Annotated in this window: 20 protein-coding genes and 1 tRNA gene; 10 read left to right on the top strand and 11 right to left on the bottom strand. The window is 69.6% G+C overall.

All coding sequences use genetic code 11. From position 1 onward, the window contains the following. Positions 1-2: 2 nt before the first annotated feature. Positions 3-1,667, bottom strand: coding sequence for an arginine--tRNA ligase (gene argS, locus CLV71_RS13130; RefSeq protein ID WP_133902977.1), 1,665 nt, complete (start codon positions 1,665-1,667; stop codon positions 3-5). A 106-nt stretch (positions 1,668-1,773) separates the two neighbouring features. Between argS and CLV71_RS13125 the strand changes: the two genes are divergently transcribed. From CLV71_RS13125 to CLV71_RS13115, 3 genes are all read left to right on the top strand, one after another. Continuing rightward, the gene (locus tag CLV71_RS13125) at positions 1,774-2,445 is read left to right on the top strand and encodes a DUF3105 domain-containing protein (protein ID WP_133902976.1); all 672 of its coding nucleotides are present in this window, start codon (positions 1,774-1,776) and stop codon (positions 2,443-2,445) included. 89 nt (positions 2,446-2,534) lie between these two features. Next, a complete protein-coding gene (locus CLV71_RS13120) occupies positions 2,535-3,458 on the top strand; it encodes a DUF3105 domain-containing protein (RefSeq protein WP_133902975.1) in 924 nt (307 codons plus the stop codon). Further along, on the top strand, positions 3,455-4,132 hold the full coding sequence (locus CLV71_RS13115) for a DUF305 domain-containing protein (RefSeq protein ID WP_243866411.1): 678 nt from the start codon (positions 3,455-3,457) through the stop codon (positions 4,130-4,132). The genes CLV71_RS13120 and CLV71_RS13115 overlap by 4 nt, the downstream gene beginning before the upstream one ends. A gap of 77 nt (positions 4,133-4,209) precedes the next feature. Here the strand turns inward: CLV71_RS13115 and CLV71_RS13110 are convergent, their stop codons facing one another. Next, on the bottom strand, positions 4,210-5,115 hold the full coding sequence (locus tag CLV71_RS13110; RefSeq protein ID WP_133902974.1) for a cation diffusion facilitator family transporter: 906 nt from the start codon (positions 5,113-5,115) through the stop codon (positions 4,210-4,212). 150 nt (positions 5,116-5,265) lie between these two features. Here CLV71_RS13110 and CLV71_RS13105 point away from each other — a divergent pair, with 150 nt between their 5' ends. Next, complete coding sequence (locus CLV71_RS13105; protein ID WP_133902973.1) at positions 5,266-5,775, top strand: hypothetical protein; 510 nt, start codon at positions 5,266-5,268, stop codon at positions 5,773-5,775. A gap of 3 nt (positions 5,776-5,778) precedes the next feature. Here CLV71_RS13105 and CLV71_RS13100 read toward each other — a convergent pair whose 3' ends face one another. The 3 genes from CLV71_RS13100 to CLV71_RS47615 all read right to left on the bottom strand — a co-directional run bounded on the left by CLV71_RS13100 (position 5,779) and on the right by CLV71_RS47615 (position 8,758). Then, a complete protein-coding gene (locus CLV71_RS13100) occupies positions 5,779-7,038 on the bottom strand; it encodes an AAA family ATPase (protein WP_133902972.1) in 1,260 nt (419 codons plus the stop codon). Continuing rightward, the gene (gene gndA, locus CLV71_RS13095) at positions 7,035-8,465 is read right to left on the bottom strand and encodes an NADP-dependent phosphogluconate dehydrogenase (protein WP_133902971.1); all 1,431 of its coding nucleotides are present in this window, start codon (positions 8,463-8,465) and stop codon (positions 7,035-7,037) included. The genes CLV71_RS13100 and gndA overlap by 4 nt, the downstream gene beginning before the upstream one ends. 146 nt (positions 8,466-8,611) lie before the next feature. Beyond that, complete coding sequence (locus CLV71_RS47615; protein WP_166664072.1) at positions 8,612-8,758, bottom strand: hypothetical protein; 147 nt, start codon at positions 8,756-8,758, stop codon at positions 8,612-8,614. Positions 8,759-8,877: 119 nt separating this feature from the next. Here CLV71_RS47615 and CLV71_RS13090 point away from each other — a divergent pair, with 119 nt between their 5' ends. From CLV71_RS13090 to CLV71_RS13075, 4 genes are all read left to right on the top strand, one after another. After that, complete coding sequence (locus CLV71_RS13090) at positions 8,878-9,945, top strand: flavin-containing monooxygenase (protein ID WP_243866410.1); 1,068 nt, start codon at positions 8,878-8,880, stop codon at positions 9,943-9,945. Positions 9,946-9,947: 2 nt separating this feature from the next. After that, entirely contained in the window at positions 9,948-10,337 is a 390-nt protein-coding gene (locus CLV71_RS13085) for a YchJ family protein (RefSeq protein ID WP_133903264.1), read from the top strand. A gap of 180 nt (positions 10,338-10,517) precedes the next feature. Next, entirely contained in the window at positions 10,518-11,960 is a 1,443-nt protein-coding gene (locus tag CLV71_RS13080) for an aldehyde dehydrogenase family protein (protein WP_243866408.1), read from the top strand. Between the two features lie 59 nt (positions 11,961-12,019). Next, positions 12,020-12,844, top strand: coding sequence for a PhzF family phenazine biosynthesis protein (locus tag CLV71_RS13075; protein ID WP_133902969.1), 825 nt, complete (start codon positions 12,020-12,022; stop codon positions 12,842-12,844). Here CLV71_RS13075 and CLV71_RS13070 read toward each other — a convergent pair. Further along, complete coding sequence (locus tag CLV71_RS13070; RefSeq protein ID WP_133902968.1) at positions 12,841-14,523, bottom strand: SDR family oxidoreductase; 1,683 nt, start codon at positions 14,521-14,523, stop codon at positions 12,841-12,843. The genes CLV71_RS13075 and CLV71_RS13070 overlap by 4 nt on opposite strands. 58 nt (positions 14,524-14,581) lie before the next feature. Between CLV71_RS13070 and CLV71_RS13065 the strand changes: the two genes are divergently transcribed. Beyond that, positions 14,582-14,654: transfer RNA gene (locus tag CLV71_RS13065), tRNA-Arg, on the top strand. Between the two features lie 346 nt (positions 14,655-15,000). Here the strand turns inward: CLV71_RS13065 and CLV71_RS13060 are convergent. The 5 genes from CLV71_RS13060 to CLV71_RS13040 form a co-directional block, all read right to left on the bottom strand. Beyond that, a complete protein-coding gene (locus tag CLV71_RS13060) occupies positions 15,001-15,543 on the bottom strand; it encodes a YciI family protein (protein ID WP_133903262.1) in 543 nt (180 codons plus the stop codon). Positions 15,544-15,930: 387 nt separating this feature from the next. Beyond that, entirely contained in the window at positions 15,931-16,683 is a 753-nt protein-coding gene (locus tag CLV71_RS13055; RefSeq protein WP_133902967.1) for an aspartate/glutamate racemase family protein, read from the bottom strand. Beyond that, a complete protein-coding gene (locus CLV71_RS13050; protein ID WP_133902966.1) occupies positions 16,680-17,996 on the bottom strand; it encodes an MFS transporter in 1,317 nt (438 codons plus the stop codon). The genes CLV71_RS13055 and CLV71_RS13050 overlap by 4 nt, the downstream gene beginning before the upstream one ends. Next, positions 17,993-19,528 carry an acetate--CoA ligase gene (locus CLV71_RS13045; protein WP_243866405.1) on the bottom strand — a complete coding sequence of 512 codons (1,536 nt, stop codon included), beginning with the start codon at positions 19,526-19,528 and terminating at the stop codon, positions 17,993-17,995. Before CLV71_RS13045 ends, CLV71_RS13050 begins: the two co-directional genes overlap by 4 nt. A gap of 5 nt (positions 19,529-19,533) precedes the next feature. Beyond that, the gene (locus tag CLV71_RS13040; RefSeq protein ID WP_133902964.1) at positions 19,534-20,319 is read right to left on the bottom strand and encodes an enoyl-CoA hydratase/isomerase family protein; all 786 of its coding nucleotides are present in this window, start codon (positions 20,317-20,319) and stop codon (positions 19,534-19,536) included. Positions 20,320-20,414: 95 nt separating this feature from the next. Between CLV71_RS13040 and CLV71_RS13035 the strand changes: the two genes are divergently transcribed. Then, positions 20,415-21,326 carry a LysR family transcriptional regulator gene (locus tag CLV71_RS13035; protein ID WP_133902963.1) on the top strand — a complete coding sequence of 304 codons (912 nt, stop codon included), beginning with the start codon at positions 20,415-20,417 and terminating at the stop codon, positions 21,324-21,326. Positions 21,327-21,359 lie beyond the last annotated feature (33 nt).

Below are 21,359 nucleotides of genomic sequence, written 5' to 3'. Positions count from 1 at the left end.
ACCTACATCCTCTCCGGGGCGTCGACACCCAGCAGGCCGAGGCCGTTGGCGAGCAGCTGGCGGGTCGCCTCGCACAGCGCGAGCCGCGCGGTGTGCAGCGGGCCTGCCTCCTCGTCGCCCATGGGCAGGATGCGGCAGGCGTCGTAGAACTTGTGGTATGCGCTCGCCAGTTCCTCGAGGTAGCGGGCGATCCGGTGCGGCTCGCGCAGGTCGGCGGCCTTGTGCAGGATCTCCGGGTACTCGCCGATGGTGCGGATGAGGTCGCCCTCGCGCGGGTGGTCGAGCAGGTCGAGGTCCAGCGCGGTGTCCTTGCCGGGCACCGCGAGCCCCAGCTCGGCGGCGTTGCGGGCGAGCGAGGCCAGCCGTGCGTGCGCGTACTGGACGTAGAACACCGGGTTGTCGTTGGTGCGCCGCGACCACAGGTCGAGGTCGATGTCGATCGTCGCGTTCGCCGAGGACCTGGTCAGCGCGTACCGCGCCGCGTCGACCCCGACCGAGTCGACGAGGTCGTTCATCGTGACGATCGTGCCGGAGCGCTTGCTCATCCGCATCGGCTTGCCGTCGCTGACCAGGTTCACCATCTGCCCGATGAGGACCTCGACGGTGTCCGGGTCGTCCTCCAGCGCCGCTGCCGCCGCCTTGAGCCTGGCGATGTAGCCGTGGTGGTCCGCGCCGAGCATGTAGATGCACAGGTCGAACCCGCGTGCGCGCTTGTCGTGGAAGTAGGCGATGTCACCGGCGATGTAGGCGGGCGCGCCGTCGCTCTTGATGACCACCCGGTCCTTGTCGTCGCCGAACTCGGTCGTGCGCAGCCACCAGGCGTTGTCCTCGAAGTAGAGGTGCCCCTTCTCCTTGAGCTGCTCGACGAGCTTCTCGACCGAGCCGGACTTGTGCAGCGAGTCCTCGTGGAAGTACACGTCGAAGTCGGTGCGGAAGTTGTGCAGGTCCTGCTTGATCTCGTCGAACATGAGGTTGACGCCGATCTCACGGAACAGCTCGGCCCGCTCCTCGTCCGGCAGCGAGAGCGCGCTCGGCTCCCTGCGCAGCACCTCGGCCGCCACGTCCGACAGGTAGGAGCCCGCGTAGCCGTCCTCCGGCGGCGCCTCCCCCCTGGCCGCGGCGAGGAGCGACCGGACGAACCGGTCGATCTGGGCACCCGCGTCGTTGAAGTAGTACTCACGGGTGACCTCGCCGCCCTGCGCGGTGAGCACGCGCCCGAGCGCGTCGCCGACCGCCGCCCAGCGGGTGCCGCCGAGGTGCAGCGGGCCGGTCGGGTTGGCGGAGACGAACTCCAGGTTGATCCTGCGGCCCGCCATGAGGTCGCCGTGGCCGTACGTCTCGCCCTGGGTCAGCACCTGCCGGACGATGTCACCCTGCGCGTCCGCGGCGATCCGCAGGTTGATGAACCCCGGGCCCGCGACGTCCGCCGCCGAGATGCCGTCGCGGCCCGTCAGCGCCTCGGCCAGCCAGCCGGCGAGGTCACGCGGCGGCACGCCGAGCTTCTTCGCGACCTGCAGCGCGAGGTTGGTCGCGTAGTCGCCGTGGTCCGGGTTTCTCGGTCGCTCGACGGTCGCGGCCGCGGGGAGCGCGGCGGTGTCCAGGTCTCGGCCGGTGAGCACGTCGACTGCGACGGCGCGGACCAGGTCGGCAAGTGCTGCGGGAGTCACCCCGGGAAGTCTAGGTATCGGTTGCGGGCCCGATAGAGTCGCCTCGGCCATATTCAGAGGGTCCCTGTCACACCTGGAGCACGCCATCGAATTCCCAGCAGGCCGCATGGCGGCCATCGCCGTGCTCGCGGCCGTCGTCCTCACGGGCTGCGACGTGTCCCGAGGCCCCTCCTCCGACGCCGCGGACGAGGAAGCGACGGCGTCGTCGAGCGCGCAGTCGGGCTTCACCCCGAGTGAGGACGACGAGGACCCCGCGAAGGACATCGAGGGTGTGGTCGTCACCGACTACGCGGCCGCACTGCACGTCGAGCCGACCGTTCGGGTGGCGTACACGAAGGCCCCGCCGGACGGCGGCAGGCACGACGTCGTCTGGGCGGACTGCCAGGGCACGGTCTACCCGAAGGCCGTCCGCAACGAGAACATGGTCCACGCGCTCGAGCACGGCGCCGTGTGGATCGCCTACGACCCCGACGCGGTCAAGGGCGGCGACCTGCGCGAACTCGCCGACCGGGTCGACGGCGTGCCGTACATGATGCTCTCGCCCTACCCCGGCCTCGACGCGCCGGTGTCGCTGCAGGCGTGGGGCCACCAGCTCAAGCTGACCGACGCCGACGACGAGCGGATCGACCAGTTCGTGCAGGCACTGCGGGAGAACCCCTACACGGCGCCGGAGCCCGGCGCCCGCTGCGACTCGCAGAACACCGGCTTCGACCCGACCAACCCGCCGCCGTTCGACCCGACCCCGCCCGGCCCCGGTGCCGCCCCCGTAGGCCCCTAACCACCCTCTGTTGACGCTCACCTGACACCGCGTCTCTACACTGACCCGTCGGAGACTCCCTGTATTCCGAGACGAGGACCGACACCGGCATGGCCAGCGGAACGAAGAGCAAGGGCGCGAACACGCCCAAGGGCAAGAGCGGCAGCGTCAACAAGGCCCGGCGTTCCTCCGCCGTCGGCTCGGCACGCAAGGCCAAGCCGTGGGGCATGATCATCGGGCTCATCGCGATCGTGGCCCTCGCGGCCGGGGTCTTCACCTACGCGTTGATGACGGTCCACGACAAGGAGAAGTGGGTCGTCTCCGAGGACAACCAGGACCCGTCGACGAACATCGAGGGCGTCTTCCGCGAGAAGTACGAGGCCGGTCAGCACGTCCAGGCGACGCAGCGCGTGGCCTACGACCACAGCCCGCCGCTCGGCGGCCCGCACGACGGTGTCTGGGCCGACTGCCAGGGCACGGTCTACCCGAAGGCCGTCCGCACGGAGAACATGGTCCACGCGCTCGAGCACGGCTCCGTGTGGATCGCGTACAACCCGGACAAGATCAAGGGCAAGGACCTCAACGCACTTCGCGCCAAGGTCGAGGGCCAGCCGTACATGCTGATGTCGCCGTGGCCGAACCTCGACAAGCCGATCTCGCTGCAGTCGTGGGGCCACCAGCTGAAGCTGTCGAAGGCCGACGACCCGCGCATCGACGAGTTCATCAAGTCGCTGCGGGAGAACCAGTACCAGAACCCCGAGCCGGGCGGCCGCTGCGACACCCAGGACACCGGGTTCGACGTGACCAACCCGCCGCCGTTCGTGGCCGAGAAGCCGGACCCCAAGGACCCGAACACGGTGACCATGGACGGCAAGGGCGCACAGGACGCGGCGGCCGAGGAGCAGAGCGGCATGTCGCCCACCGGCGGCGCGACCCCGCCCGCTTCTGACGGCGCGACCCCGCCCGCCTCCGACGGTGCCACCCCGCCCGCTTCTGACGGTGCCAGCGCGCCGGCCACCCAGCCCAGCCAGTGACCGACCAGCGCACCCGCAACCTGATCCTCGTCGCGGGCATGGTCGCGATGCTGGTCGTCGGTGCCGCGATCGGCATGATGATCAGCACGTTCCGCACCGGTGGTGACGAGGCGGCGCCCAGCGCGGAGTCGGTCGACGTCGGCTTCGCGCAGGACATGCGCATGCACCACCTGCAGGCCGTGACCATGGCGGGGATCGAGCGGGACCGCACCGACGACCCGATGCTGCGTGGCATCGCGTTCGACATCGAGTCGACGCAGCTGTCCCAGGCGAGCGAGATGGCGGGCTGGCTGACGGTGTGGGTGCAGCCGTCCCTGCCCGCGCCGGGTGCCGGCCACATGGAGTGGATGAGCGAGGGCGGCACCCACTCGCACAGCAACGGCGAGGGCGGGAAGACCACCGGTGCCGTCCAGCGGATGCCGGGCATGGCGTCGACCGACGAGCTGAACCGGCTCCGCAAGGCGTCCGGGGCCGAGCTGGACGTGATGTTCCTGCAGCTGATGCTCCGCCACCACCAGGGCGGCAGGGAGATGGCCGAGTACGCGGCCCAGCACGCCTCGAAGGGCTACGTCCGCAACCTGGCCAGCAAGATCGTCCAGAGCCAGGACTCGGAGTCCAACCAGATGAAGACGCTCCTGGCCCAGCGGGGCGCGAAGCCACTACCGGCCTCCTAGCTCCCCCGCCCCAACGCACTGAAGGACGCCTTCCTAACGCTCGGCTCGCGCCACCGCGGTTGGCGATCGGCGGGGCGCTACCAGTGCAGCTGCCGGCAGGACACGGCGGCCACACCCGTCTCGACCTGCAACGTCGCATGCTCCAGCTGGTACTCCTCGGCCAGCAGCGCGCGGGCCGCGGCCAGGATCGCCGACTGGTCACAGCCGGGGTCGACCGTCAGGTGCGCCGACGCGACCTCCATGCCCGACGTCAGCGTCCACACGTGCACGTCATGCACCTCGCCGACACCGGGAAGACGCCCCAACGCCCCCGTCAGCGCGGCGACGTCCACCCGCTCCGGCGCGTGCTGGAACAGGATCCGCAGTGAGCGCTTCGCCAGCGTCCACGTCCTGGGCAGCACGAACACCCCGATCGCGACACCGATGACCGGGTCCGCGTACCGCCAGCCGAACACGAGCGTGACCAGCCCCGACACCAGCACGCCGACCGACCCGACCATGTCGGCGACGACCTCCAGGTACGCGCCACGCAGGTTCAGGCTCTCCGCCGCGCCCTCCCGCAGCAGCACGAACGCCACCACGTTCGCGGCGAGGCCGAGCAGCGACACGACCACGACCGGCGTGCCCGGCACGTCCGGCGGCGACGAGAACCGCGTGACGGCCTCGTACAGCACGTACGCGGCCACGCCGAACAGCAGCACGGCGTTGGCGAGCGCGGCCAGCACCTCGGCCCGGTAGAGCCCGAACGTCCGCCCGGGCTGGCGGTGTGCCCGGCGCGCGGCGAGGATCGCGGCCAGCGCGAGGCCGACCCCGAGGACGTCGGTGACCATGTGCGCACCGTCGGACAACAGCGCGAGCGAGCCGGTGGCCACCCCCGTGGCGATCTCGACGACCATGAACGACGCGGTGATGACGAACGTCGCCACCAGCCGGCCGGCGTGCCGACCGGACGCGCTGGTCACGTGCCCGTGTCCGTGTCCCATGACCTCAATTTATAGTCACATGCGCATGAATGCAATATGTTCCAGCCGGACACGATCGGGGCTCGTGCGACACGCCATGAGCTTCCCACCAAAGAACCAGCACCGCTCTCCTCGCGTAATAATTCGCATCCGCCACTACAGGAGGGCACGATGTCGAGAGCCGTCGCCACCGTGATGGTCCTCGCCGTGCTCGCGTTGGCGGGCTGCAGCACGGTCACCAACCTGGTCGCGGTGAGTAACGACATCCAGGACGCCGGCTACGCGTTCGCGAGCCTCCACGTCGAGTCGACGAGCGGACAGACCGTGGTCGCGGTCGACACGACTACGGCGACCGGCACCGAGGTGACCAGCGGTGACGCGGACGAGATCGCCGAGATCGTGTGGCGCAAGTACGACGCCTCGTTCGACAAGGTGCGGGTCACGATCAACGGGACCCAGACCCTGACCGAGACCGAAGGCGACCTGAAGAAGAAGTTCGGCGACCGCCCGGACGGCCTCCCCACGACGGGCAGCGAGGCCACCAAGGCCACCCTGATGGTCGTGGGGGCGTCACTTGCCGGACTGCTCGTCGGCGGGTTCATCCTGCTGATGTGGTGGCGGGGCCGCACGCCACCCCCTCCCGTCGTCCCGCCGACGCTCCAGTACCCCCCGCCGTCGTAGGGCTCAGCGCTCCGGCCAGTGCCACGACGGCTGGTCCAGCCGCCCCTGGCCCTCGACCACCGTGGTGCTCAGCTCCTTGACCAGCGTCAACACGCTCGCCTTGGTCAGCGCGCCGACCAAGACGGCCGAGTGCGTCACCACCACGATCTGACTGCGTGCCGGCGCGGCCATGACCAGGTTCGCGAGCGGCGGCAGCAGGTCGGGATGCAGGCTCGTCTCCGGCTCGTTCAGCACCAGCAGCTCCGGCGGCCGTGGCGTGAGCAGGGCGGCCACCCACAGCAGGTACCGCAGCGTCCCGTCGGACAGCTCGGCGGCGTCCAGCGGGCGCAGCAGGCCGTGCTGGTGGAACCGCAGCCCGAAGCGGCCGTCGTGGTCCACCACCTGCACGCGGGCGCCGGGAAAGGCGTCCGACACGGCGTCGTCGAGGTCGTCGGCCGCACCGACCTCGCGGATCGTCTGCAGCGCGGCGGGCAGGTCGGCGCCCTCGTGGCCGAGCACGGGCGTGCGGGTGCCGATCGTGGGCTGCCGCGCGGGCGCGTCGCGGTCGGTGCGGAACTGGTCGTAGAACCGCCACGAGCGCATGCGGTCGCGCAGCAGCAGGACCTCCGGCTCCGCCAGCTCGCTCAGCCGGAGCGGGCCGCCGGTGTCTGGACTGAGCGAGCAGCGCAGGCGCCGGGAGCGAAGCGACCTCGCCGAGCAGCGCAGGGAGGGAAGACACCGGGAACAGGCCCGCGAACGCCGAGCGGAGCGAGGCCATGTAATCGAGTCGGTCAGCCGGAGGCGCACCTGCGGCCCCCACGCCCCGTCCTCACCACGCGCACGCACGACCTCGCCCGACCGTTCCGCCAGCAGCGTGGCGGGCCGCAGCACCGGACCGGACCACAGCGCCTCGCGCTTGAACTCCGGGTCCGGGTTGAACATCGTCTCGCCGCGCCGGGGCAGACCGAAGTCGAGTGCGTAGCCGTACTCGTCGCCGCCGAAGCCGAGACGCAGCTCGACCGGCCGGGTGCGGACCGTGCCCTGCACCGGTCGGCCCTTCCGCGCGCCCTGCTCGGGACCCGCCCACAGCGTCGAGCTGAGCCCGCCCTCCCGTGCGAGCGCCGCGATGACCCCGTCGCGGGACGCGTCGCCCAGCAGCCGCAGCGCCCGGTACAGGCTCGACTTGCCCGCACCGTTGGCCCCCGTCACCACGGTCAGCGGTGACAGGGGCAGCACGAGCCTGCGCAGCGACCGGTAGTTCTCGACGGCGAGGGTCTGGATCACGCCTCTACTTCACGCCTGTCCTCGCCCCACATGGTGTGGAACGTGCCCTCGCGGTCGACCCGCTTGTAGGTGTGCGCGCCGAAGAGGTCCCGCAGGCCCTGGATCAGCGACGCGGGCAGGCGCTCGGCGCGCAGCCCGTCGTAGTACGCGAGCGACGAGGAGAACGCGGGCGTCGGGATGCCTGCCTGCGCGGCGTGGGCCACGATCCGCCGCCACGCCTCCTGGCCGTCCGCGACCGCGTCCCGGAAGTACGGCGCGACCAGCAGCGACGCAGGCCGCTCGCTCGCGTACGCCTCCTTGATCCGGTCGAGGAACCGCGCGCGGATGATGCAGCCGCCACGCCAGATCGTCGCCATGGCACCGAGGTCGATGTCCCAGTCGTACTCGGCGCTCGCCGCCGCCATCTGGTCGTAGCCCTGGGCGTAGGCGACCACCTTCGAGGCGTACAGCGCCTTGCGCACGTCGTCGACGAACGTATCGCGGTCGACCTGCGGCACCGAGCCCGGCCCCGGCAGCGCCTGCTGGGCCGCCGCACGCTGGTCGGGGTGTGCCGACAGTGCCCGCGCGAACGTGGCCTCGGCGATGCCCGTGACGGGAACGCCCAGGTCCAGCGCGGTCTGCACGGTCCAGCGGCCGGTGCCCTTCTGCTCGGCCTGGTCGACCACGACGTCCACGAACGCGTTCCCGGTCGCAGCGTCGACGTGCCCGAGCACCTCGGCGGTGATCTCGATGAGGAACGACTCGAGGTCGCCGGAGTTCCACTCGGCGAAGATCTCCGCCAGCTCCTTCGGCGACGCACCCAGCCCGTCACGCAGCAGGTGGTACGCCTCGGCGATGAGCTGCATGTCGGCGTACTCGATGCCGTTGTGCACCATCTTGACGAAGTGACCCGCGCCGTCCGGGCCGACGTGCGTGCAGCACGGGGTGCCGTCGACCTGCGCGGCGATCTTCTCGAACATGGGGCCGAGCGTCGCGTAGGACTCCTTCGAGCCACCCGGCATGATGCTCGGGCCGAGCAGCGCGCCCTCCTCGCCGCCGGACACGCCGGCGCCGACGAAGTGCAGGCCGTGCTCGCGCAGCTCGGCCTCGCGCCGCCTGGTGTCGGCGAAGTGCGCGTTGCCGCAGTCGATGACGATGTCACCCTCGTCCAGCAGCGGGACGAGCTCCTCGATCACCGCGTCGGTGGGGCCGCCGGCCTTCACCATGATCACGACGCGCCGCGGCCGCTCCAGCGCGGCGACGAACTCCTCGACGGTCTCGGTCGGCACGAACACGCCCTCGTCCCCGTGCTCCTCGACGAGGGTCCTGGTGCGGGCGGACGTGCGGTTGTGCAGTGCGACGGAGAAGCCGTTCCGAGCGAGGTTGCGGGCAAGGTTGCGGCCCATGACCGCAAGCCCGGTGACACCGATCTGTGCCTGATTTGCCATGTGCCCACTCTGCCCGAGGAACGCCTCCGGCGCACCGGGCAGATGACGTGACGCACGGTGATCTTCCACCCCGGTATGACCAGTGGCGCGACGGTCCGATCCGGACGTCGGTATACCGAATACGTTGACACAGACCGACATCGCGATCAGTCAGGGGTGTCGCCGTCCTCGGGATCCAGCTCCTCGCGGACGATGTCGTCGATCCGGCGCGACGCGCGTCGCAGGGCGCGCACCGCGGCGACGATGAGCACGACGAGAACCGCTCCGCCGATGATGATCGTCAGCGCGACCATAGTTAGGCTCATTCCGTTGTGCTGGCGAACGACCGCCCACCCCCAGGCACGCGCACCATACCCGGGTTCCTCGTCGCGACGCACCGGTGTACGTGACGGTCCACACGGATGAAATGTTGGTGCACCCCAAAACGTTGCTGTTCGACGTGGGAGAGACGGACGTCGTCGTGATCGGTGCGGGACAGGCGGGACTGTCGAGCGCGTACTTCCTGCGCCGCGCGGGGATGGACTTCACGGTGCTGGACGCGAACCCCGCGCCGGGTGGTGCGTGGCAGCACCGCTGGCCGACGCTGCGGATGGCGACGGTGCACGGGATCTTCGACCTGCCAGGCATGAAGTTCGACCCGCCGTCGCCGCGGGAGCCCGCCGCGACGGCCGTGCCCGCCTACTTTGCCGCGTACGAGCGGGAGTTCGGGCTGGAGGTACACCGGCCGGTCGCCGTGTCGGCCGTCCGTCCGGGACCGCGGCTGTCGGTGGACAGCACCGAGGGGACGTGGTCGGCCCGCGCGGTGATCAACGCGACCGGCACGTGGACCCACCCGTTCTGGCCGCACTACCCGGGCGAGTTCCACGGCAGACAGCTCCACACAGCCGGCTACCGGGGCCCTGGCGAGTTCGCGGGCAAGCGGGTGCTGGTGGTCGGCGGCGGCACGTCGGCCGTCCAGCTGCAACTGGAGATCGCGACGGTGGCCGAGACCTTCTGGGTGACCCGACGCGAGCCGGTGTTCCGCGCGGGGCCGTTCACCCACGAGTACGGCCGCGAGATCATCGCGCGCGTCGACGAGCGCGTCCGCGCCGGTCTCTCACCCGAAAGTGTGGTTTCCGCAACCGATCTGGGGCTGACGCCCGAGGTGGTCGAGGCACGGCACCGCGGCCTGCTTGCCCGCCGCCCGATGTTCGACCGACTGGTCCCGACGGGCGTCGCGTGGGCCGACGGCGCGACCCTCGACGTCGACGTCATCCTGTGGTGCACCGGCTGGCGCGCGGCCCTGGAACACTTGGCACCACTGGGTTTGCGTGGTCCCGGGGGCGGCATCGTGATGGACGGGACGCGGGTGGTGACCGAGCCGAGGGTGCACCTGGTGGGCTACGGCCCGTCGGCCAGCACGGTCGGCGCGAACCGGGCCGGGCGCACGGCCGTGCGGGAGATCAGGCATCTGCTCGGCGAGGCCTCGGCGTACGCGTGACAATATGCCCCGTGCGTTGCCCATGTGGAACCCCGCTCCCGTACGACGACTGCTGCGGCCGTGTGCACTCCGGTGCCGCGGCGCCAACCGCCGAGGCGCTGATGCGCTCGAGGTACACCGCCTTCGCGACCGGCGACGCGGCGTACCTCCTGCACAGTTGGCACCCCGAGACGCGGCCCCCGGCCGTGCGGCTGGACCCGACCCAGCGGTGGACCCGCCTCGAGATCCTGGCCACGACCGGCGGGGGCCTGCTCCACACGGAGGGCACCGTCGAGTTCAGGGCCCACTACACCCACTCCACGCACAGCGGCGTGCTCCAGGAGCAGAGCCGGTTCACGAAGGTGGACGGCCGCTGGGTCTACGTCGACGGGGACACCTCGAACTCGGGGTGACCGGCAACTGGCAGCCGGAGTCGCCCCACAAAACGCGCGATAAAACGGCAATTGCCACCCGAAGCCGTGTTGTCGATCAATTTCGGAACATTTGCCGGTCAAGCCGCGTATCGGCTCGATAACATCACGAACACACACAGTGCGTTTACGTGGCCCGAAATGAAGGTCACCATGGTGACCATGCACAGCAAGCAATTCATCGCCGGCGAGTGGCGTTCAGGTTCGATGGAGAAGGTCCTGGTAGATCGCAACCCGTACGACGGCTCGACCGTCGCCGAGTTCAATATCGCCAGCGTCTCGGACATTGACGACGCGTATCGGGCGGCGGAGCGCGCGAAGCTCGAGTGGGACAGGGTGAACCCCTATGCCAAACGAGCTGTGTTCGAGCGGGCATTACGCTATGTGGAGGAACACATGGCGGACATCACCGAGGTCATTATCGATGAGCTGGGTGGCACCCGCTTGAAGGCCGGTTTCGAGATCGGCCTGGTGCTTGACATGCTGAAGGAAGCGGCGACCTTCCCGCTGCGCATGGAGGGGCGGATCCTGCCCTCACCCGACAACGAGAAGGAGAACCGGCTGTACCGGGAGCCGGTCGGGGTCGTCGGCGTCATCAGCCCGTTCAACTTCCCGTTCTTCCTCGGCATGAAGTGCGTGGCCCCGGCGCTGGCCGCGGGCAACGGCGTGGTCCTGAAGCCGCACGAGGACTCCCCCATCGTCGGTGGCACCCTGTTCGCCGAGATCTTCGAGGCGGCGGGCCTGCCCCCGGGCCTGCTGAACGTGGTGATCACCGAGATCCCCGCGATCGGGGACGCGTTCGTGGAGCACCCCGTACCGAGGGTGATCGCCTTCACCGGCTCGGCAGCCGTGGGCGCGCACGTGGCGTCGGTGGCGGCCCGCAACTACAAGAAGCCGATCCTGGAGCTGGGCGGCAACTCGGCACTGATCGTGCTGGAGGACGCCGACCTCGACCTGGCGACCGACGCGGCCGTGTTCTCGAGGTTCACCCACCAGGGTCAGATCTGCATGTCAGCCAACCGGGTACTAGTCCACCGCAGCCTGTACGAGGAGTTCGCGCAGCGCTACGTGGCGAAGGCAGCCTCCCTGCCGGTAGGTGACCCGAGGGACCCGGCGACGATCCTGGGCCCGCTGATCAACCAGAAGCAGGCCGACACGCTGGCGGCGCAGGTGGAACAGGGCATAGCGGAGGGCGCGAAGCCGCTGCTGAGGGGCGAGGTGGACGGCACCCTGTGCCATCCGACGGTGCTGGCGGACGTCACCCCGGCGATGTCGGTGGCGCAGCAGGAGCTGTTCGGCCCGGTGGTGTGCCTGATGCCGTTCGACACCGAGGACGAGGCCGTGGCGATGGCGAACGACACCCCGTTCGGCCTGAGCGGTGCCGTACACACGAGCGACCTGGACCACGGCGTGGAGCTGGCGAAACGCATCAACACGGGCATGGTCCACATCAACAACACGACGATCCACGACGAGCCGGTGGTCGCGTTCGGCGGCGAGAAGAACTCCGGCATGGGCCGCCTGAACGGCGAGTGGAGCCTGAACGAGTTCACCACCCTGAAGTGGATCTCGGTACACAGAGGCCGTCCACAGTTCCCGTACTGAGGTGACCCCCGCGTGCGGTGGGTAAGCGGCAACCCACCGCACGCGGGCACAATCGAGTCATGCCAGAGGTACTGCGCTACGCGGCGTTCACCGCCGACCCGACGAAGGGCAACCCGGCGGGCGTGGTCCTGGACGCCGAGTCCATGTCGGACGCCGAGATGCAGAAGACAGCGGCCGACATCGGCTACTCAGAGACAGCCTTCGTCACCGAGGGCTTCGCAGTACGCTACTTCAGCCCACTGGCCGAGGTCCCGTTCTGCGGCCACGCGACAATCGCCACCGCGGTGGCCCTGGCCGACCGCGACGGCCCAGGCGAGCTGACCTTCAGGACGAAGGCCGGCCCCATCCCAGTCCAAACGGCCATAAAGGACACAACGGTGGCCACCCTGGCAAGCGTGGCCACGAAATCGCGCCCAGCAACCCCCGATGAGGTGACCGAGGCGCTGAAGGCACTGAACTGGCCAAGCGCGGACCTCCACGAGGAGTGGCCGGCACACGTGTCCTTCGCAGGCAACGACCACCTGATGTTGGCAGCGTCGAGCAGAGCCCGCCTGGCAACCCTGGACTACGACTTCGAAGCGCTGAAAGCCCTGATGCAGAAGGCAAACTGGGTCACAGTCCACCTGTTCTGGCCGGAGTCGAAGGAGAAGTTCCACGCCCGAGACCCGTTCCCGGTGGGCGGCGTGGTGGAGGACCCGGCAACAGGAGCCGCGGCGGCGGCCTTCGGCGGCTACCTGAGAACGCTAAGCAGGATCCCGACCCCGACGAACCTGACGATCATCCAGGGCGAGGACATGGGCCGCAGAAGCGAACTGACGATAGAAGTGGACCCGACCGACCCCAGGGTGAGGGTGACAGGCACAGCCACGAAGATCGTGACCTAACCCCGCCGAGGCGGCTGCCGCGATGCGGTAACCCGGTCAAACCACCGAAGCAACGCGCGAGTGGCCCGAGGCGCAACCCGATTGGCGATGGCGCCGACCTTGGCCTCAGGGGTGACGGGCACAACCCGCGACCGCCCACCAAGGACAGTGGCAACAACCGCGGCGGCGACCTTCTCCGGCCCAAACCCCCGGCGCCGGTAGGAGGCGGTGGCCCGAACCTGGAGTTCACGCTCCTCCTCGGGCGAGGCCCCGGCAAAACGTGCGGACGACGTGATGCCGGTGTGCACGATTCCGGGGCAGATGGCGCTGACGGCGATCCCGTCGTCGACCAACTCGCCGGCAAGGTTCTGGGCAAGCATGAGAACGGCGGCCTTGGAGGCCCCGTAGGCGGGAAGAGAAGGCAAGGACAAAAACCCGGCCGCGGACGAGGTAATGACGAGGTGCCCACCCTCACCCCGGTCGACGAGAAGAGGCGCAAAAGCACGCAGGGTATTGACGACCCCCAGGAGATTGACGTCGATCACCCGCCGCCAGTCATCCTCGGAAGTCTCAAGAAAAGACCCGGCGACAGCGATGCCCGCATTGGCCATCACAAGATCAGGCACCCCGTGCTCGGCGAGAACGTGCTCGGCAAGCCGAGCGGTGGCGTCACCGTCGGAGACGTCCAACTGAAAAGCAGAACCACCCACGTCGACAGCGGTCCGAGTGGCGGAGTCGAAGTCGATGTCAACGCAGAGCACGTCAGCTCCCTGCTCCCGAAGAGCAAGGGCGGTGGCACGCCCAATCCCACTACCGGCCCCGGTGACAAGAGCAAGCTGGCCACCAAGGCGCTTGCGGTCGAAGCCAACCCGAGCCCGCTCCAACTCCCGAGAAGCCGCGCCACCCCCGACGTGGTCGACAAACTCGAAAACCAGGCGAGCAACGGTGGAAGGCCGATCCCGAACAGCCCAGTGCCCAGCGGCAAGGGGCCGCCGCCAAAGCCGCTCACACCAGGAGTCGGCAGAAGTCAAAATAGAGGAGGTGACAAAAGGATCCCGAACAAGCGCCAACTGCTGAACAGGCGTAGAAATAACCCGAGGCGCACCCCGAGAAGCCCCGAACATATTGGCCCGATAAAGCTCAACCCCGTTACGAGCGTCCCGATACCGGGCATGAAACCGACGCAACAAAAAAGGCGCCCGCCAAACCAGCTCAGGCAAGAAAGGCACCTGAAAAGCCCCAATATACCAAGAGTGAACGATCTGCCGACCCACGTCACGACGCCGCCCCCCACCCCGCATCCAGGCATCGATATGCCCAAGATCAGGCCCGGAGATGGACGTAAAGGAGAGAAAAAGCTCAGGCCGAGCGGCAACAGCCGCCCAGGACTGGATGGACCCCCAGTCGTGAGCGACGAGATGAACGGGACCGCCCCCAAGGCCCTCGACAACAGCCACAAGATCCCCAACGAGGGCGGACATGAGGTACCCGTCACGCCCGTCAGGCGCACCAGAGGCCCCACACCCACGAACGTCATACCGAACGACCCGAAACCGCTCCCCCAACTCGGCAACCACCCCATCCCAGACGGACGCGTTGTCCGGGTACCCGTGAACGAGCAGCACAACAGGCCCGCCAGCCACCCCGTCCTCGTACACGGCCAGTCGAACCCCACCAGTCTCAACCCACCGTCGACCCATGAAGCCACCGTAGCCGCACAGCCGAAAACCGCATGCGCTAAGCTTCGGACAGCAACAAGCCCACGTAGCTCAGGGGATAGAGCACTGCCCTCCGGAGGCAGGTGTCGCAGGTTCAAATCCTGCCGTGGGCGCTCTCTCTTCACCAGCCAGACCAGCCGTGACCAGCCCTTTTCCTGAGCAGCGGCCGTTGTCGTCCCTCCCGGCTGAGTCCGACCGAATCCGGCGTTCTACGGGTGACCACGCGCAATACGCACGCAAGATGATCAATGCCCGAGCGCTTCCTGAACCCGCCGCTTGGCGATCACGCCCTGGCCGTAGAGCCAGGCCGCGTGGACCTCCATCAGGACCGCCAGCGAGTGCCCAGCCCACTCCGCGACCAGGGCCAGATCAACACCGCCGGACAGCCAGGTGCGTTACGTGACGGCCTGTACGAGGGAGCCGGGGGTGCCTCGGCAGTCACACGGGCGTTCTTGCGGGTCAGCGCCTGCCTCCGAACTGCCAGTTGTGCACCTCGATGTCGGCGTATCGCTCCGCGGTGAGGACGGCTCGTGCCGTGTCCGGGTCTGGAGCACGGACCAGTGCTGCCGTGCCCAGCCAGTCGGTGCCACTGTCGGACAGCAGTGGGCCGTAGGCGATCGTGTCCCGGGGGGACGGGACGTCGAGGTCTACGGGCGCCCCCTCGCCCAGGCCGAGCACCAGGTATCGGTTGCCTCCAGTCCGGCCGCCTGGGAAGTCCCACATCGTTCGGCCCGGGGCGTTGCGCCACCGGCGCAGGAGCACGTCGCGGTAGGCGCCGGCCTGGTAGCCAGGCTCATCAAAGGCGAAGGCTCGGGCGGCGGCCAGATCAGGCAGGTCCAGGATGTGCACACTGCCGGTCAGCGTGTCATCGCTGGTGAAGGTCGGACCACGGGCGATCATCTCCGCCGCGTAGCCATCCATGTAGGACCAGTGCTCTTCCAGCAACTTCGTGCGTAACGCCATCGAGCCGGGCCTGTCGCGGTGATAGCAGAAGAACTCCACCGGGGCAGTCTTCACCATCGGCGCTCAGATCGCGCACGCTTTCATGGCGCTCACCTGCGGGCTTTGCCCTCATGCGCAAGCAGCCTGCTCCGAATCCCGCTGTTGCGGAGTACGTGCAGGTCAGAGCGAATCGGCCCTGAGCCATCCGGAGGCAGGTGTCGCAGGTCAAAACCTGCCGTGGACGCTCCTTCTGCTGGCCTTATGGTCTTTCGACCAGGCCAAACACGCTGTGTTTCGATCATGATGAGTCCAGCTGTGTCGGACCGTCAACGACCACGCCGCTCAGGTCGTCGTCACTTTCGGCGGTCCGAACGCGTCACCACTCAGTTCTGCCCGAGGTCGAGCTGTGGCTCCGCGCCTCGCCGGATCTCACACGGCACACCGAGGTCACCCGGTCAGGGTCGGGTCGTATGGCCCGGCAAAGCCGTGCTGGAGCCAGGTGAGCATGCTGGTGATGTCCCACACCGGCAGGCCCGTCCTCGCCCGCAGCGCCGGGGAGTAGGGCGGGAGGTTCGCGCACTCCAGCAGGAACGCCGCGATGCCGGGATGTTCCGCCGTCGCCGTGGTGGCGGCCGTGACGACCTCCTCGGTCGCCACGGCCGTGTCCAGGCTGCCGGTGCCGGTCACCAGGACGGGGTAGAGGTGGGGCGTGTGTTCCAGGCCGACGAGGTGCAGGCGACCCTGACCGGCTTCGTCGACGCCGGCGGCCGCCAGGTGCCGAGGGGTCAGGGTGGTCGCGTTGGCCGTGATCACCGCCAGTTCGGCCCGGGCGGGGAGCATGCGGAGCAGCAGGGGGATCTGGAGCAGTGCCGACGTGGCCACGATCGAGTCCAGCTCGTCCGCGAGGGCCTGCTGGTGGAGCACGGTGAAGCCGCAGGACGTCGAGATCGCTCTGGCGCCTCTTGCCGTCAGCTCCTGTCCACTGTGGACGTAGTGCGGAAGGGTGCCGGTGGCCTCGTGTTCCACCAGGGTCACGGCGTCGGCGCCGGTCGCGATGGTCAGTGACACGGGGAAGGGGAACGTTCGCGGGTTGCCGACGTCGCCTGGCGGCCTTGGCGCGTCCGTGTCGGACAGGATGACGCCGATGCCTGCGGTGACCGGGGTGTCCGGGAGGGGGTTCGCGCGTGGGTAGGTGGTCATGCCGTCGGCTCCGGGATCTGGGTGGGAGTGGGGGCCGGGCGGGCGGCCGGGCGGAGGGTGTGGGTGAGGCCGAACGCCGCGGCGGACGCGCTCACCACCGCCGCGCACATGAGGTACACCGCCGGGGCGGCCGCCGAGTCGGTGGTGGCCACCAGCCACGTCGCGACATACGCCGCGCTGCCGCCGAAGACCGTGTAGCAGAGGTTGTAGGCGAGGGCGCTCGCGCTGTACCGGATGCGTGCCGGGAACAGCTCGACGGTCAGCAGGCAGGTCGTGCACGAGACCGTACCGAGGAACCCGCCGATCAGGGCCTGGCCGAGCAGGGCAGCCGCCAGGTTGTCGGTCCGGATGAGCATGAACGCCGGATAGGCCACCACGGCGATGGCGATCGCGGCCGTGACGGCGACGGGGATCCGGCCGAAACGGTCCAACAGCCGGCCGCCCACCGCGGCAGACACCCCGAAGGCGAACAGGCCGACGCACGACGAGCCGAGCGCCAGCTCACTGGAACGGCCGAGCTCCTTGGTGATGTAGCTCGTCAGGTAGCCAGCCATCAGGTAGAAGCCGATCGCGTTGATCATCGCCCAGCCGAACAGGACCAGCATCGGCAGCTTCGCGGTCCGGATCGCCTCCGACAGGGGCGCGGTGGCGATGTCGCCCACCGCGTGGATGCGCCGGAACTCCGGGCTGTCCTCGATCCTCATGCGCAGGTACAGCCCGATCATGCCGAGTGGCCCCGCGACCAGGAACGGCACCCGCCACCCCCACTCCGCCGGCAGCCACGCACCGGCCGCCAGCGCGAGGCCCGCCGCGGTGATCGTGCCGGCCGCGACCCAGATCGGGATGTTCGACGCGTACCGGCCCCGCTGACCGGGCGGGGCGTACTCGATGATGAACGTGTTGGCGCCCACCTGCTCGCCACCCGCCGAGAAGCCCTGTGCCAGGCGGCAGACGAGCAGCAGCAGCGGTGCCGCGAGGCCGATCGACCCATACCCGGGCAGGAGGCCGATCGCGAGCGTGGCCAGGCTCATCACGACCACCGCGGCCATCAGCGCGGTGCGGCGGCCGATCCGGTCGCCGAGGCGGCCGAACACTATGCCGCCGATCGGCCGGATCACGAACCCGACGCCGAACACGGCGAACGTGGCCAGCAGGCGCGCCGTGGGGTCGTGGCCGGGGAAGAACTGGTCCGCGAGAGTCGTGGCGAAGTAGCCGTACAGCGCGAAGTCATACCACTCGACGAAGTTCCCGATCCCGGCCGCGCGGACCGCCTTGCGCCTGAGCTCGGGTGTTGGGGTCACGACAGTGGTCATGGCAGCGACCTCCGGGTGGTCGTCGCGGAGCGCAGGGCACCGCGCCGGATCTTGTTGGTCGTGGAACGGGGAAGCGCGGTGACGTAGTCGATCCGGCGCGGGTAGGTGAACCGCGAGTGCCTGGTCCTGACGTGTTCCTGGAGGTCGCGGGTCAGCTCTGGCGAGGACTCCTGCCCCGGCACGAGCACGACGTAGGCGTGGACGATCTGGCCGCGGTCCGGATCGGGGTCGCCGACGACGGCCGACTCGGCGACGGCGGGGTGCGCGTCGAGCACGGCCTCCAGGTCGTAGGGGCCGATGCGGTAACCGGAGGAGATGATGACGTCGTCGTTGCGGCCGAGGAAGTACAGATAGCCCTCCTGGTCCCGCACGGCGGTGTCCCCGGTGTGGAACCAGGTGCCGTGGAAGGCCGCCGCCGTGTCATGTGGACGGTTCCAGTAGCCGAGCGGGAACTGCGGGTTGCTTCCGGCCCGCAGGCAGATCTCGCCGGGCGTGTCCGGGCCGACCTGCTCGCCGTCCTCGCCGAGCAGGGCCACCTCCCACCCGGGCAGCGGACGGCCCATCGAGCCCCGCGGCGGGGTGGTGCCGGGCAGGACGCCGATCATCGGGTACGACTCGGTCAGTCCGTAGTAGTCGTACAGCGGCACGCCGAACTGGCCGGCGAACCAGTCGGCCAGGTCAGGCGGCAGTGGTTCCGACGAGGAGTAGGCCCGCCGCAGCGTCAGCCCGAGACGCGCGCCCGCGTCGGGCATCGCCGTGCGCAGCCTGCGCACGACCGTCGGGTTCAGCAGGACGTTCTCGACCCCCGCCGAGGCCAGCGCGCCGAACAGCGCCACGGGGTCGAACGCGCCGGTCTGGGGGAACACGAACGGGATCGCACGGTGTCGCCACGGGCCGAGGAGCTTCGCGAGCGACCAGGCCCATTCGCCGGCGCCGTGGAAGACCTCGCCGCGCCGAAGCTCGTGGCACAGGCCGAACTCGTTGTGGCCGAGCAGCCAGCGGTGCGCGTGCACGATGCCCTTGGCCGGGCCGGACGTACCCGACGTGTAGTAGATGGCCGCCGGGTCGTCGGCCGCCGTCGGCTCCGGCTCGCAGGCGGAGGACACCCCGTCGAGCAGGTCGCCGGTCAGCGCCGTCACCGGGACGGGCAGCGAGCCACCCAGGTCCCCGGCGCGGTCCGGGGTGGTGAGGACCACCGTCGGATCGCAGTCGCGGACGCGGTGACCCAGCGCCTCCGCGCTCCACAGTGGACTGGTCGGCACCAGCACGGCGCCGATCCACAACGTGCCGAGGATCGCGGCGGCGGTGTCCGGCGACGCAGGCAGCACCACGACCACCCGGTCGCCGGGACCCACTCCGCGCTGCCGCAGGTAGCTACCGAACTGGCCGGTCCGGTGCGAAAGCCAGTCCCAGGACACGTGCTGGTCGGCACCGCCGAGACGGCGGTAGATCATCGCGACGCCGTCCGGGTTCTGGCCGGACACGTCGACGGCGATGTTGTACTTCTCCGGAACCGTTGCCCAGTAGGCCATCGCGCTCATCGCCTGCCCAGGAAGTCGGTCATCAGCTCCTGCGGCGCACCCGAGGCGAACGCCTCGCCGTGCTGGACCCGCGCGAACTCGAACGCCGCCAGGTAGTCCCGCTCGGTCATCGCCCGCAGCCACCGCTTGGTGCCGGCGACCGCGCCCGCGGGCTGGGCGGCCAGCCTCGCCGCCCGTGCCACCGCGGCGGTCACGACGTCGCCGGTGACGACCTCGTGCACCGCGCCTGCCGCGTGGGCCTCGTGCGCGGTCATCAGGCGCCCGGACAGAACCAGCTCGGTGGTGCGGGAAAGGCCGAGCGCCACCGACATCAGGTAGGTGCCGGTGATGCTGGGGATGCCCGAGCTGACCTCCGGCTGGCCGAGCGTCGCCGACTCGTGCGCCACCCGCACGTCCATCAGCAGCGCCACCTGGAAACCCGACCCCGCCGCGACGCCGTTGACCGCCGCCACCGTCGGCTTGTCCTGGTCGCGGACGACGTCGAAGAACGCCTTGATCCCGGCGAGCCACGACTCGGTGTGCGCCTGGTCGAACCCGCGTGCCTCGCCGAAGTCCTGGCCCGCGCAGAACCCCCGACCGGTGCCGGTCAGCACGATCGCCCCGACCGAGTCGTCGTCCCCGGCCGCGACGAGCAGTTCCGCGACCTCCGCGCGCATGCTCTCGGTCCAGGCGTTGAGCTTGTCCGGACGGTTCATGACCACGACGGCCACGGCACCCCGACGGTCGAGGTATGCGAACCGCTCCTGGTCGGCCGTCGCCGTACTTGGCGTCGTTTCCGTCATGGCAGCATCAAAGCGCCGGCGTCGACCCAGCGTCCAACACCAATGGCGACCTGCGGCCATACCGGACCGGTATCGACGGGCGGTAGAATCACTCGATGGAGATCCGGCACCTGCGATACTTCCTCGCGGTCGCCACCGAGCTGCATTTCGGGCGCGCCGCGCGGCACCTGCACATGAGCCAGCCCCCGCTGTCCGCCCGGATCAGGGACCTCGAGCACGAGGTCGGCACGCCGCTGTTCGAACGAACATCGAGGGGGGTGGCGCTGACGCCTGCCGGGCACCGGTTCCTGCCCGCCGCGCGGCACGCGGTCGACGCTTTCGAGCAGGCACAACGGGTTGCCGGGGCACTGCGGGCGCGGCCGGGCCGCACACTGCACGTCGCGATCACCCCGGACACCTCGGCCGCGACCGTGCAGGACTTCGTGGCCGCGATCGACGGGGTCACCGAGGACCCGACGGTGCGGATCACCGTGGAGATCACCGAGGCCAGCACCGGCGAGCAGACCGACACACTCCACAGTGGACGATTCGACCTCGGGATGCTCCGCCACCCGTTCCCCGGCCGGGGCCTGCATGTCGAGCCCGCACTGGCCACCCCGGTCGGCGCCATCATGGCCGCCACCCACCCGCTCGCCGGCCACGACGCCGTGTCGGCGACCGACCTCGACCGGTACCCGCTGGTGGTGTTCCCCCGGCAGATGGCTCCCGGGCTCTATGACGAGACGGTCGCGGCGCTCACCGCGCTGGGGCTACAACCCAGTACCGGCAAGCACATCACCCGCCTGCTCAGTGCGCTGCTCGCCAGCGACAACGCGATCGCCATCCGCAACCCCGGGCTCAGCATCACCGACAACCTCGTGTGGCGGCCCATCAGTGACCTCGCGCTGACGTGGCGCACCTCGGTCGTCTGGCCCGTCCCACCGACGTGCGCGGCCGTGCCCCTGCTCGGCGCCGCGCTCGCCGACGCCCTCGTCCGGCATGAAAGGTGGTGCCGCGAGCCGGCATGACCGCCGACGCGCTAGACGGGTCAGACCGTGCCA

The organism is Actinophytocola oryzae (genome assembly GCF_004364325.1).
GTDB classification, from domain to species: domain Bacteria; phylum Actinomycetota; class Actinomycetes; order Mycobacteriales; family Pseudonocardiaceae; genus Actinophytocola; species Actinophytocola oryzae.
This window is presented reverse-complemented; position numbering and strand designations above follow the sequence as displayed.